Source organism: Dethiosulfatibacter aminovorans DSM 17477 (assembly GCF_900142005.1).
GTDB classification, from domain to species: Bacteria; Bacillota; Clostridia; order Tissierellales; family Dethiosulfatibacteraceae; genus Dethiosulfatibacter; species Dethiosulfatibacter aminovorans.
Map to the genome: position 1 here is coordinate 1 of NZ_FQZL01000047.1, position 14,262 is coordinate 14,262.

Consider the following 14,262-nt stretch of genomic DNA (forward strand, 5'->3'; position numbering starts at 1 on the left):
TTTAGGCAGAAGCTTAATGACGCTGAAATGATCCAAAGCATGTCCAGAGTAGCTAGGTGTATTGATAATGGTCCTATGGAAGCCTTCTGGGGAATGTTAAAATCAGAAATGTACTATTTGAAGAAATTCAATACTTACGATGAGCTGGAAGCAGCAATTAAGGATTATATATTTTATTACAACAACAAGCGATATCAGAAGAGATTAAACTGTATGACACCATTGGAATATAGACAATATCTCATGGATAATGCTGCATAAAAATACCGCCAACTAATTAGTTGACGGTACTAAATTTTTTGTTTTTTCTACTGTCTACTTGACAGGGGGCGCTTCAATTTGACGACATTTCCACTTTTGTTTTTAATGATAACTATACTTTTGCTGTGTGTTCGAAAGTATGGTATCATTATATTGATTTAATGATAAAAATTGTCATGAAGGAGTGGCCAGTGAATAGGAGAAGGTTTTCAATAGGAGAAATGTCAAACCTCTTTGGTATTTCTAAGCAAACATTAAGACATTATGATAAGATTGGTTTGTTTGAACCCTTATATATAAATGAGAAAACGGGATATCGATACTATGAACTGAATCAATTTTATATATTATTGCATATTCAAGAGCTAAAGCAGGCTGGAATTTCCCTTGCTAGAATTAAAGAGTACATTGATGTGAAAGATACCGGACTTCTTAAAAACACGCTTAGTGATATTGAAGAAGATATAGACAGTCAAATCAAAGATTTGATAATGAAAAAGGAAGTTGCCAAAGAATTAAGAAATTATTTATCTATGATAGACAGTGCCAACGCTGGAAATGAAAATAGATATTTTGGCCTTAAAGGTATAGAAAACAGATTCTATATAGAAATAGCAATTGATTTTACTATGGATCAACTTAATGAAATGATAGAATTGATTATTGAATTACTAGTCGTTGCCAATGAAAACCATGGTTTTAAACTAACGAATCCGGTTTTTCTTCGAATAAACAAGGAAAACTTAATGAGCAAGAAATTCAATTACTATAATGGAATCGGAACTATTATTGAATCAACAGGAGAAGAGAACTTTCATTATAGTGATAACATATTGAAAAAATGCAAATATGTATATACTTATCACTATGGCAGCTACAGCAGTATGGTTGACAGTTATGAAGCACTATATAATCATATTACAGAAAATAAGTATGTTATTGCTGGAGATTCCATAGAAATTGCCAGGGTGAATGCTCTGCATGTTGATAACCCCAAAGAGTTTGTAACAGAGATTCAAATTCCAATTATCGAGTGAAAATAAATAAAAATTGAGTAAAAAATCAAACCTTATTGTGTAATAAGGTTTGATTTTTTTTAAAACCGTTGAAAATACACAGTTAGGTCATAGACTTTCTTTGATCTTTCTATTGACATTATACCAACAATACAGTGGTAGGATAAATTATACCATGAAGGAGGAATAATAATGGCTAATTATTTAAATGTTGGAATTATTCAAATGCCAATATCATCAGATGTATCAAAGAATTTGGAGCATATTAAGAAGAAGGTAGATGAAATGATGTCCAGGTATGTAACACCTGAATTAATTTTGGGGGTGGAATTTGGCATAAGTTTGGAATATGCAGAAGAAATCCCAGGTGATATCACAAACTATCTGTCAGGAATTGCAAAGCAATATGGGATTTGTTTTATACCAGGTACCATGGCAGAGAAAAGCAGCGATCTTGAAGAAGGAGAATTTTACAACACATGTCCTGTATTCGGACCCGATGGAAGCTTGTTGAAGGCTTATAGAAAAAAAGTGCCTTTCAAGCCCGGCGAACCTTCATCACCCAGTATGGACGACGATTATTGTATTTTTGAGATTGAGGAAAAGAATATTAAGGTAGGTATCTTGATTTGCTATGATCATTTTTTCCCTGAAATTCCAAGGAAGCTGGCACTCATGGGAGCAGAAATCATGTTGTGTCCATCATCAGACTCTATGGAGTTTAAGTATATTCCTGAAATATTGCCTCGCGCTAGAGCATTGGAAAATGAGTGTTTCTTCATATGGACTTCTGATGCAAAGTCTGAACTCGCAGGATTTAACAGTTGTGGAAGTTCCGTTATCATAGATCCCACGGGAAATGTTATGCACAAGTGTTCGGAGATTCCAATGACTTATGTAATTACACTTGATATAGATGCTGTCAAGCACAAAAGAGAATATGGAGCAGATCAACATTTGAACTCATTAAGAAGATTCAACATAAAATTCCCGTCAATAGACAGTATTAATGATTATCCGGTATATCAAGGAATGGGGAGCCTTACATATAATCCCAAGGAGTACAAGGATAAAGTCAGAGAAGTTGGTATGGGAACAATAGGGAAAGTCAAGTGATTTATTGATTGTGATATAATTATTATGGGAGGAATTTATGAATAATATGAATGATGTAAAACATGATCAACAAAAATACAAAGTAAGTGAAGGTATGGGTATATTCAGGTTTCTTGTTTATTCTGCAGCTGGAGTTTTTGCTACATTTATCAGTGTTGAAATAGGCGGCAATGATACCATTATTCTTCAACATCTAATAAATCTTGTCTATAAAGTATTTGGAGATTATATTCCATACTATACATTAGCCATGATAGTATTTGGAGGGGTTTACCCATTTCTCAAAGGGACATGGAATAATTCAAGACAGGAAATGGTATTTACATTTCTTAAGATTTTAGGTGTAGGAATTGGAGCTATGGCAGTATTCAACATAGGACCAGCTTTTCTAATGGATGAGAACATGATCCCATTTTTGTTCAACCTTATTGTTGAACCGATATCGGTCATGATACCGATTGCTGTAGTAAGCTTTGTTCTTTTGATTAATTATGGAATATTAGAGTTTTTCAGTGTACTGCTTAAACCACTCATGAGAAAAATCTGGAAAACTCCAGGAGAGTCAGCTCTTGATGCCATCCTTTCCTTTGCTGATGGATACGCCTTTGCGGTACTGGTTACAAACAAACTGTATAAGAAGGGTATTTACTCACTAAAAGAGGCAGTCATCATAGCGACAGGATTTTCAACTGTATCTATTACTTTTCTGGTGGTAATTGCTAATACTCTTGGTTTAATGGATTATTGGAATTTGTTTGTTTTAACCACTTTTGTCGTAACATTTACAGTTACGGCAATTACTGCACGAATATATCCAATATCAAAAATGCCGCAGTCATATTATGATAAACCTATTCAGGAGAGGGAAGAAGAAACAGGAAACATACTTTTTAGGGCTTTTAAGTCCGGTATAAATGCAGCAAGAAATTCAAATTCTCTATATGCGAATGCCAAGGAGTATTTCCTGGGTGATGCTTTGAAGATGTCTTCCGCAGTAACGGCAAGCATTATGTCCATTGGATTAATAGGACTACTTATCAGTGGATATACACCATTTTTTGATTATTTGGGATATATATTTTACCCAGTTGTAGCGCTGATGAAATTGCCAGATCCTATGTTGTCGGCTAAGGCGAATGCATCAGAAATTGCTGAGATGTTCATACCTTCACTTTTGGTGATTCAATCTGATATGATAACGAAATTTGTCACTGCGGTTACAAGCATATCTGGAATACTTTTCTTCTCTGCTTCCATACCTTGCTTGATGTCTACCGATATACCTGTGAAAATGAGAGATATTTTATTGATTTGGGTTGAAAGAACCATGCTGTCCATAGTATTTGCATCGATTATAGCACATCTGGTGTTTTAATAAACATTAAGTGAAGCAGTTCGGAACACAATTGTTCCGAGCTGCTGTAAGAAGAGGTTTTAAATGATTAGAAAAAAAGGAATAATTTATACTATAACTTCATCAGTAGCATTTGGAATACTTCCAATATTTGTAATGCTTGCATATGATGCAGGTATGAGCGTTTCTACAATGCTATTTTTAACAGCATTGGTAGCGACCATTACATTGTATGTATATTTGAAAATCAATAGGATACCATTTACAATTAACTTGAAGCAAGTCCGCATATTGACAATCATCGCTGTATTTGGCAATTTTGCTACATCACTATTTCTCTATCTAGCATATGAGAGGATTGGTGTGGGTATTACTACAGCTATTCATTTCAGTTACCCTGCAATAGTAACCGCCTTGGCGGTCATATTTTACAGAGAAAAACTCAATTTTAAGAAAGCTATATCTTTGCTTATATCTATAATGGGGATTTGTATTTTGTCATTTGAACCAAAAATGAACTTGAATGTGTTGGGTATTATTTTTGCCATACTATCAGCATTTTCCTTCTCATCATATATATTTGGATTTGCTAACATTGAAGTAAAAAAACTTAACAGCGTTGTAAGCATATTTTATATGTGCTCGATTTCCAGCATATTTGGATTAGTTTATGGCTTGATTCAACAAGACCAATTTATGATAATGAGTAAATCAGGTTTTGGTTATGTTTTTATAATATCTGTCTTTCTAACAGCCCTTCCTTTTGTTCTTTTATCGAAAGGTGTAGGGATTCTAGGATCCATAACTGCTGCAATAATAAGTACATCAGAACCTATCATAGGAATAGCGCTAGGGGTAATCATCCTCAATGAAACCATAACCACATTCACAGTTACAGGTAGTGTATTAGTGATAATTTCGGTTCTTGTAACTGCATTTTCCACAAGCAATGAAAATGATGAATCTGATGTTTTCATAGATAATCAGGCTATAAAGTAAATATAATGAATATTACTAAACTCTGATCACCAGCTTAGCTGGTGGTATGTTTTAAACATCTTGTTGAACTGTAGCCAAAGGCAATGCCAACATCTTGCCAACATTGCCTGCAGGTAGTACTAAGTCATACTACGATACATTTGGTAAAACTACGTAACAAATAGAAAAAACCACCCCTCTAAACCTTGATATACTAAGTTAAACTAAGTAACTCTAGACATCACCATGGAAATTGAGCTTTACAAACGGGCTATGTGGAGACGGTACTTAAGGTTGTGAGGTATATCAAGGGTTAGAGAGAATAGAATAGGAAAGTTTATGTGGAAATGTCGACATTTTGCCGACATTTCATTTTTATATTCAACGAAATGAGGATAAGTGGAAAAACACGTTAAGTGAAATGTTGAAATATGAAAGCGATTGCATTTATCTTCTAATGGTTATTGCTTTTAATTTAATTCCTATGATATGATTATTTAAATGAACTGGATGAAAATATTGATATAAGGAAGATTTAGGTGCAACAATTATTCACTGGAGGATATTTGATGGTTACTTGTAATCAGCTAATGGGTTTGGATATATTTCGAAATGTAAGATTAGTAGCTGGCAGAAAAGGCTTAAACAGAGCGATTTCCTGGGTGTATGCTAAACATACAAAGACTATTACACCGTGGGTTCAGGGTGGAGAATTTCTTTTGGTTTCGGGATATGAACATGAATTTGACGAGGCCGAGTTGCTTCAGCTTGTGGAAGAAGCATTCATGAATGACTTGTCAGGAATATTGGTAGAAGGTGGAATTAATTTCAAGGGAATATCTGAAAATGTTGTCAACAAGGCGAATGAAAAAGAAATCCCGTTGTTTTTTGTAAAGGGAGTCATCAGTTTTTTGGACGTTACACGCGAGATTAGTGACTTCATATTGGAGAACAGATACTTAACAAAGAAAAATACATCTATTTTGGACCAAGTGTTGAATTCATCGTCGTTGAGTCATGAGGAAAAGCGCCAGTTGTTCTATAGTCTGGGGATACCGGTTAACAGTTACTTCTTGTTAGGAGTGTTCAGTATCAGTGAAAATCAACAAATAAACGACCAGACTATGGAAAGGGCCGATATGATGATTGGTTTTTCCAGGAAACTGCAAAAACATACGGGTGCATTATTTGATAAATTAAAACTGAAGGAATTATGCAAAGTCAACCTGGAGTCTGTGGATTATCTGATATACGCTGATAATGAAGAAAATTTGATGGAAATTGCTGATTCTTTGAAGAAAATCAATGCAAGTCTTAACCTGGAGCAGGATGATTGTGACATATTTTTGACCTTCAGCAGTGTAATGAATGATGGAATGAATATATTAAGCGGTCTGAATGAAGCATATTTTACCAGAACCCTATTGAGAAAGAAACTGTTTCCTGAAATGGTCAAGAGTTTTTCGGACATTGGAAGTTACAGGATGATGTTTTATGTTGAGGACAATAGAAAAATGGTATTGCTCAGGAACCAATATTTGAAAAAATTGTATGAAACAGACCTGGAAGGTTCTTCCCAGTTGCTGGAAACTCTTCGGGAGTATCTTATTCAAGGCGGGAACATATTACAGACATCCAAGAATTTGTTTATACACAGGAATACCCTGCAATATCGACTGGAAAAAATAGAAGCGATAACAATGATGGACATAAATGAGTTCAATATAAAAAGAGATTTCTTCAATGCATTCATGATACTTGATATGTTCCCGTTTGAATAAAGAGAAATTAAATTTAATATATATGAGAAGATGGCTATTGTTCTTTTATGCAAAGGAGCAGTAGTTTTTTTATTGTGCTTTTTGTACAGGACTATGAAGTTTTATTGTAGCATTTGATGCCCATAAAAGCCAAAATATTTCATGAATTGTGCGAATTGTTTGCACCAACAGAGTGTTATATGATTAATACAAGAGTTGATCAATTAATCCATGGATATTAACTTGAAAATTCAATATAAGCATATGCAAAAAATCAATACTGTTAATTGAAGTAAGAAACGGAGTAGGTTTATGAAAACACAGAAAACGTTATTTACAGTAGAATCACATACTATGGGTCAACCGCTCAGATGTGTTGTAGGTGGCATTCATAACATCATAGGTGAGACGATGATGAAAAAAAAAGAAAGTTTCATCAACAATTATGATGATATCAGGAAATCCTTAATGCTTGAACCGAGAGGTCACAGGGATATGTTTGGGGCTGTCATTACCAAGCCGACCATGGCTGAAGCTGATTATGGAGTCATTTTCATGCACGGACAGGGTTATCATAATATGTGCGGACATGGGACTATTGCGGTATCGACAATAGCAATAGAAACAGGCATGGTTGAAGCATGCGAGCCGGAGACCATTATTAGACAGGAAGCTCCGGCCGGACTTGTAACCATCAAGGCAAAGGTCAAGGAAGGAAGAGCGGAAAAAATATCGTTCGAAAATGTACCAGCTTTTCTATACAGGGAAAATGTACTTATAAGTGTACCGGACCACGGGGATGTAAAGATTGATGTTGCTTTCGGAGGCAGTTTCTTTGCTGTTGTGGATCATGAACAGCTCAATATTGATATCTGTCCTGAAAATGCATCGCAATTGGTTGAGATAGGAATGGCTATAATTGAAGCGGCAAATGAGCAGATAGATGTAGTTCATCCGGAATTGCCTGATATAAACACCATAGATCTTTGTGAGATTTACGGACCTGCAAAATCGGAAGATGCAGACATGCAGAATGTGACAATATTTGACGGGCAAATTGACAGATCTCCTTGTGGAACAGGAACCTGTGCAAAGATGGCAACACTGTATGCCAAAGGGAAACTGGGAATCAACGAAGAATTTACTTATGAAAGCATAATCAATACTAAATTTGTTGGAAGAGTATTGTGTGAAACAAAAGTGGGCAGTTATGTTGCTGTTGTACCTGAGATTACGGGAAGTGCCTTTATTACGGGCAACAGTAAGTTCATAATTGATCCGGATGATCCTGTTAAATATGGATTTTCACTTAGTTGATCAGAATATAGGAGGTAGAAACTATGTTGCTTCTAAATAGAGAGGATATAAAACGTGTGTTTTCAATGGAAGATGCAATAGAATCGGTAAAACAATCCTTTGTTCTTTACTCTGATGATAAAACCGAAAATCCACTTAGGACGAATATAAGAACTTCCAAACATGACGGTACACTCTTGTTCATGCCAACCTATGCAGAAGATACGGATTATGCATCTCTTAAGATCATCAACATTTATCCTAAGAATATGGATAAGGGAATACCAACAAGCTTTGCTCAGGTTGTCTTGATTGATGCCAGAACGGGAGATATTGTGGCAATACTGGATGGCACGTATGTCACGCAATTGAGAACCGGAGCCGCTTCGGGAGCCTGCTTCGATATCCTGGGCAGAAAGGACGCAAAGGTTGGTGCATTGATAGGAACGGGAGGTCAGGCGGCGACTCAGCTGGAAGCAATGCTGTCCGTAAGGAAACTTGATTTGGTCAAGGTATATGATTGTTCATACGAACGTACAAAAGCATTTGTAGACACTATGAGTAAAGAGCTTAAAGGTTATAACACAAAGATAGTTGCTTGCCTTTCGGCCGATGAAGTAGTTGAAGATGCTGATTTCTTGATAACGGTTACGCCATCTAGAAAGCCTGTCTTTGATGCTTCAAAATGTAAAGAAGGCATCACTGTAAGCTGTGTAGGATCTTATCAGCCGGACATGCAGGAAATGGACCCTCAAATACTTGCACGTGCAGGCAAGATATTTACAGATTCACAGTCGGCTGTCCTTGAAGAATCCGGAGATATTATTATTCCGATGAATGAAGGGGTTGTTTCAGAGAAGGATCTTACAGGAGAATTGGGAGCTTTATTGTCGGGAAGGGTCAAAGGTCGAGAGGATGATGAGGAGATCATTGTATTCAAGACAGTTGGAATAGGTATACAGGACCTTATGACTGCAAAGGCCGTTTATGAAAAGGCAATAGATAAAGGAATAGGTACAAATTGGAAGTAGGGAATTAAAGGAGGAACTTATGCCGCATATCAGTATGATACTGTACCCGGGTAGAAGTAAGGATGAACTGGCAAAAATCTCTAGGAATATACAACAGTGTCTGGTGGAAACAGCAGGATGGGATGAGGAAGACATTTCTGTATCATTTGAAGTGATTGAATCACACAAATTTATTACAGAAGCGAATAGAAAAATTGCAAATCAGGAAATATTGATTCCATCAAGCTTCATCAGATGAGTCCATTGACATAAAGGAAGATACAAAATATAACGCGTTATAAATTCAAGATTTTCAGGACATTTAGTCCTTCCAAATATCTGTCAGTTGAATCATTATGACGGATAAATAAAAGAAGTATAACTTGAAAAGGAGTATTCAAATGGATAAAACAAGGTCATATTGGAACGGTAAAAAAGCCGTGCATAGACGTACAATGATGAAAGGGGCAGGCTACTGCGATTCCGATATAAGAAAGAAACCTCATATCGGTGTGGCTAACACTTTCATGGAAGGTTCTCCAGGAACTGCCCATCTGCGTACAATTACTGAAAAAGTAAAACAGGGTATCTGGGAAGCAGGTGGAATTCCTGTAGAGTTTGGAGTGCCGGCGACTTGCGGTAATGTGGCAAACGGTGCAGAAGAGTTGAAATATGAACAGGCCGCAAGAGATATTGTAGCTGCTTCAATAGAATTCGTATCAAAAGTACACAATTTTGACGGACTGGTTACTGTGGCTTCATGTGACAACATCATAGCAGGATGCTATTTGGGAATGGCAAGACTTGATATACCGACACTTTGCGTAACTGGCGGTTCCATGACTGCGGGACGTTACAAAGGTGAAAAAATGGTTCAGGCCCAGCTGGATGTAGCTGCTCTCAGTGGAGAAAGCGAAGCAGTCTTGACTGAAATGGAAGAGTGTGTTTGTCCTTCATTTGGAGCTTGTCCTTCAATGGGTACGGCAAATACCATGCAGATGACGGGAGAGATATTGAATCTTGTATTGCCTGGAACGGGAACAATCCCTGCAATAGACAACGTAAAATTAAGAAAGAGCAGAGAAGCCGGTAAAGCCATTGTGGAAATGACCATTGCCGACAGAAAGCCATCAGACCTTATAACCAAGGAGACACTATTCAATGCAATTGCCTTTGCAATGGCTACTGCTGCTTCTACAAACATCGTATTGCATCTCATAGCAATAGCAAACGAGCTTGGCATCAAGATTACACTGGATGATTTTGACAGCTATGCCGACAGGCTGCCTTGTATAGTAGGTGTGATTCCAAGCGGTCCCTATACAGTAGTGGATTTCCACTATGCTGGTGGTCCGTTGACAGTTATGAAGATGATAGAAAGTGAATTGTATACCGACGTACCTACTATGGATGGGCGTACATGGAAAGACTTGCTTGCAAATATAGAGGCGAAAAGTTCGGATGTAATCAGAACTCTTGACAATCCTCTGTTCAATGAACCGGGACTTAAGATACTCAAGGGGAATCTGTCGCCTACAGGATCCATAGTTAGGCCTACAGGTGTACCGGCAGAAATGAAGCAGTTTACAGGCAAGGCCAGGGTTTTCAGCAGCGACCTGGATTCTTACGATGCTATTGAAAGAGACGAGATCAAGGCTGGAGATGTAATAGTTATACGTTACGAAGGTTGTGTAGGTGCTCCGGGTATGACGGAACTCATGGTTACTACAGATGCATTGATAGCAAAGGATCTTCACAAAAGTGTGGGACTGATCTCCGATGCCAGATTCTCAGGATTTAATTATGGGGCCATCGTTGGACATGTTACACCAGAAGCGGCAAGGGGCGGATTGATTGCCCTCATTGAAGAAGGGGACATGATATCTGTCGATACAGTTAAAGGTACTATAAACCTTGATGTTGCAGAAGATGTAATAGAAGAAAGAAGAAAGAACTGGGTTTGCCCGCCTCCAAAAGTGAGTTCGGGACTGCTTGATATCTATGCAAGACACTGCAGACCTGCAGATGAAGGCGGAGCAATGCAGCCTTGGGATATAGATTTCAAATAATTATAAATAATTTTGATCATTAATACTCTTGGAAGCTTGTTTCAGTTGAAGGGGAATACTTCCTTGAGTAGGTTGATCAAATAGATGATTAATAAGATAAAACAAAAGGTTGAGGTATATATGAATAAATATTTTAGTTCCAGAATGGATGCCTTTTCAGGTGACAAAGGCTTGTTTGCAATATTCGGCATTTCTTCTGAATTGGAAAGAAAAGGTCAGAGAATAATACATATGGAGATAGGTAAACCGGATTTTGATACTCCAAATGTTATTAAGGAAGCTGGAGTTGATGCTATCAGAAACGGCAATGTGCAATATGCGCCACCAGGTGGAATTCACGAGTTGAGAGAGGCAGTAACAAACTGGACGAAAGATACACACGGATTGGAATACAATCCTGAAACAGAAGCTTTGATAACAGTCGGAGCCAGTGAAGCATTGCAATGCATTTGGAGTGCATTTTTGGACAGTGAAGATGAGGTGTTGGTTCCCAGTCCTTACTATGGATCATACGGCTACCAGATTGCTTGCTCGGGTTCTAAGCTTGTAGAAGTACCAGTACTGAAAGATGGAATAATGAAATACGAAATCGAGGAATTTGAATCAAGGCTTACGGATAAAACAAGACTGATATTGATTAATTCTCCAAACAATCCTACGGGATATGTCATGAGTCCTGGAGAAATTAAGGTAATTGCTGATTTTGCAATCAAAAATGATCTTATAGTCGTGTCTGATGAATGCTATGATAAATTCGTGTTTAACGGTGAGTTCCTAAGCATTGCAAATTTGCCTGGAATGAGAGAACGTACACTTATAGTCAATTCCACTTCCAAGACATTTTCCATGACAGGATGGAGAGTAGGTTATGTATTGGGTAACTCCGAATTCATCGAGGGCTTGCAGAATGTCCACGAGCACTTGGCAATATGTCCTACATCCTTTGCACAGGAAGGGGCAATTAAGGCATATACGGAAGATATAAAAGAAACTGAAACTATGCTTAATGAATACAAAAGAAGAAGAGAATATATCGTTGATTATCTGAGTAAAATAGATGAAGTTTCTTTTTATGAACCTGAAGGTGCATTCTACATATTCCTGAATGTTGCTGGAACCGGACAGAGTGGAGCAGATTTTTGCCTGGGTCTTTTAAATGAAAAAGGGGTTGCATTAGCTGCTGGAGATTCATTTGGAAAACAGTGGGGTGATTATGTCAGAATATCCTATTGTTGTTCTATGGAAGAAATATTTGTAGCAATGGAGTTGATAAAAGAGTATATAATTGAGAAACAAAAGATGGCAAGTTAATAACATGATAGAGTATCTAATTTTAGCTTAGTATTATATAATATAAATAGGTGAGGTTTATTGATGAATAATAATATTGAAGTAAAAAACGCTCCAGTAACAGACAGCCGTGAAGGTTTTGGTAGTAAATTCGGTTATATTATGGCTGCAGCAGGATTTGCAGTTGGTCTTGGTAATATTTGGAGATTTTCATATCTTACTGGTAAAAACGGAGGCGGAGCATTTCTATTCATTTACTTGATACTGACTGTACTTATAGGAATTCCAATGTATACAGCTGAGGTGAGTCTTGGACGTAAGGTTCAGGCGTCGCCAATAGCAGGAATGCGCAAGTTGAACAAAAAAGGAAGTCCATGGAACCTGATTGGATGGTTTGGTGTAATAGCCACTACCTTGATACTTTCATACTACTACATGATAATCGGATGGGTTTTGGCATATTTCTTCAAGATATCATCAGGAGAATTTGTGGGAGCATCCGTAGATACGTTGAAATCTTCGTTTGATGCTTTTTCAACCAATTCTCCGGTAATAATAGCATTATATCTGGTTGTGTGCATTTCAGTCACCCTTATTGTTACAAAGGGTATACAAAAAGGTGTTGAAAAGGTTTGCAAGGTAGTAATGCCGATTCTCTTCGTATCTCTTGTACTTCTTGCGATAAGGTCGGTAACATTCCCGGGAGCTATGGAAGGAGTAATCTGGTATTTGAAACCGGACTTCTCTGTGGTAACATCTCAGACCATATTGGCTGCATTGGGTCAGGCATTTTTCTCCATAGGAATAGGCATGGCAACAGCCTTTGTTTATGGAAGTTATCTTAAGCCTGAAAAATCAGATGTTCCAGGAAACAGTCTGATGGTAATCGGATTTGATACAATGATAGCAGTTGTAGCAGGTTTTGTAATATTCCCGGCACTCTTTGCATTCGGTCTTGAGCCTGATGTAGGAGCTGGACTGCTGTTCATAACAATGGCAAAACTGTTCTCAGTAATTCCCGGAGGTCAATTCATCGGAGGAGCGTTCTTCTTGCTGGTTGTATTCGCTGGTATAACATCTGCCATTGGGCACCATGAAGGAATAGCATCATCAATAATGGATCTGTTCAATCTTGAAAGAAAGAAATCTGTATGGATAGCTACTGCCATTGTTTTCTGCCTGGGAATTCCGTCGGTGTTGTCGATGGGTCCATGGAGCAATGTAATGATATTCGGGAAATCCATATTTGATTTTGTGGATTTCATGTCCGGAAGTGTTTTGCTTGTACTTGATGCGTTACTGATAATTCTTTATACGGGATACGTATGGAAATTCAGCAATTTCAAGGAAGAGACGAATATTGGCGTAGAAGGATTCTTGAAAGTTCAGAACTGGTGGAGTCCGGTTGTTAAGTATATTGCACCGATTGCAGTAACGATAATACTATTGACGGGAGTTGGAATAATCTAGCATTCTTGTTACTTCTGAAAACCTACTTGCATTAACTGAAAAAGTTAATCTAAGTAGGTTTTTTTCTATCGCTATTTAAACTGCAATTATATTAGTTCATAAAAATCGAGTTATACGGTTTGTTGAATAGTATAATGTAGACATTTCCAACATCTTGCCAACTTAGTAAGCAGATAACATCTTGTATCACTACGATACAACAGATAACACTACATAACAAAAATAAAAACCAACCCTCAAAAACCTTGATACTCTGAGTTAAACTACGTAGCGATAGGTTATACTATGGATATTTGCTTTTACAAACGGGCCATGTGGAAACTGTGCTGAAGATAGTTAGGGATATCAAGGGTTAGAGAGGATAGAATAGGAAAGTTTATGTGGAAATGTCGATAATTTGAAGTGCCCCCTGTCAAGTAGACAGTAGAAAAAACAAAAAATTTAGTACCGTCAACTAATTAGTTGGCGGTATTTTTATGCAGCATTATCCATGAGATATTGTCTATATTCCAATGGTGTCATACAGTTTAATCTCTTCTGATATCGCTTGTTGTTGTAATAAAATATATAATCCTTAATTGCTGCTTCCAGCTCATCGTAAGTATTGAATTTCTTCAAATAGTACATTTCTGATTTTAACAT

General features: G+C 37.2%; 13 protein-coding genes. 12 read left to right on the plus strand and 1 reads right to left on the minus strand.

All coding sequences use genetic code 11. From position 1 onward, the window contains the following. The 12 genes from BUB05_RS17430 to BUB05_RS17485 form a co-directional block, all read left to right on the plus strand. The coding region (locus tag BUB05_RS17430) for an IS3 family transposase (RefSeq protein WP_139258068.1) at positions 1 to 261 on the plus strand (261 nt) is incomplete at its 5' end. A gap of 191 nt (positions 262 to 452) precedes the next feature. Then, complete coding sequence (locus tag BUB05_RS17435) at positions 453 to 1,298, plus strand: MerR family transcriptional regulator (RefSeq protein WP_073050950.1); 846 nt, start codon at positions 453 to 455, stop codon at positions 1,296 to 1,298. Positions 1,299 to 1,469: 171 nt separating this feature from the next. Further along, entirely contained in the window at positions 1,470 to 2,393 is a 924-nt protein-coding gene (locus BUB05_RS17440) for a carbon-nitrogen hydrolase family protein (protein ID WP_073050952.1), read from the plus strand. Positions 2,394 to 2,430: 37 nt separating this feature from the next. Next, entirely contained in the window at positions 2,431 to 3,768 is a 1,338-nt protein-coding gene (locus BUB05_RS17445; RefSeq protein WP_245819954.1) for a YjiH family protein, read from the plus strand. Positions 3,769 to 3,831: 63 nt separating this feature from the next. Beyond that, positions 3,832 to 4,746: a DMT family transporter gene (locus BUB05_RS17450; protein WP_073050954.1), complete on the plus strand. Its 915-nt coding sequence runs from the start codon at positions 3,832 to 3,834 to the stop codon at positions 4,744 to 4,746. A 548-nt stretch (positions 4,747 to 5,294) separates the two neighbouring features. Beyond that, positions 5,295 to 6,506, plus strand: a complete 1,212-nt coding sequence (locus BUB05_RS17455) for a PucR family transcriptional regulator (RefSeq protein WP_073050956.1) — start codon at positions 5,295 to 5,297, stop codon at positions 6,504 to 6,506. 291 nt (positions 6,507 to 6,797) lie between these two features. Further along, on the plus strand, positions 6,798 to 7,802 hold the full coding sequence (locus BUB05_RS17460) for a proline racemase family protein (RefSeq protein WP_073050961.1): 1,005 nt from the start codon (positions 6,798 to 6,800) through the stop codon (positions 7,800 to 7,802). A gap of 23 nt (positions 7,803 to 7,825) precedes the next feature. Next, positions 7,826 to 8,812, plus strand: a complete 987-nt coding sequence (locus BUB05_RS17465) for an ornithine cyclodeaminase family protein (protein WP_073050962.1) — start codon at positions 7,826 to 7,828, stop codon at positions 8,810 to 8,812. Positions 8,813 to 8,831: 19 nt separating this feature from the next. Then, complete coding sequence (locus tag BUB05_RS17470) at positions 8,832 to 9,050, plus strand: tautomerase family protein (protein ID WP_073050963.1); 219 nt, start codon at positions 8,832 to 8,834, stop codon at positions 9,048 to 9,050. A 142-nt stretch (positions 9,051 to 9,192) separates the two neighbouring features. Further along, positions 9,193 to 10,860 carry a dihydroxy-acid dehydratase gene (gene ilvD / locus BUB05_RS17475; protein WP_073050964.1) on the plus strand — a complete coding sequence of 556 codons (1,668 nt, stop codon included), beginning with the start codon at positions 9,193 to 9,195 and terminating at the stop codon, positions 10,858 to 10,860. Positions 10,861 to 10,980: 120 nt separating this feature from the next. Continuing rightward, a complete protein-coding gene (locus BUB05_RS17480) occupies positions 10,981 to 12,171 on the plus strand; it encodes a pyridoxal phosphate-dependent aminotransferase (RefSeq protein ID WP_073050965.1) in 1,191 nt (396 codons plus the stop codon). Positions 12,172 to 12,234: 63 nt separating this feature from the next. Beyond that, positions 12,235 to 13,620 carry a sodium-dependent transporter gene (locus tag BUB05_RS17485; protein ID WP_073050967.1) on the plus strand — a complete coding sequence of 462 codons (1,386 nt, stop codon included), beginning with the start codon at positions 12,235 to 12,237 and terminating at the stop codon, positions 13,618 to 13,620. A gap of 474 nt (positions 13,621 to 14,094) precedes the next feature. Here the strand turns inward: BUB05_RS17485 and BUB05_RS17490 are convergent, their stop codons facing one another. Then, positions 14,095 to 14,262 (minus strand): IS3 family transposase, encoded by a 168-nt coding sequence (locus BUB05_RS17490; protein ID WP_139258070.1) that lies wholly within the window; start codon positions 14,260 to 14,262, stop codon positions 14,095 to 14,097.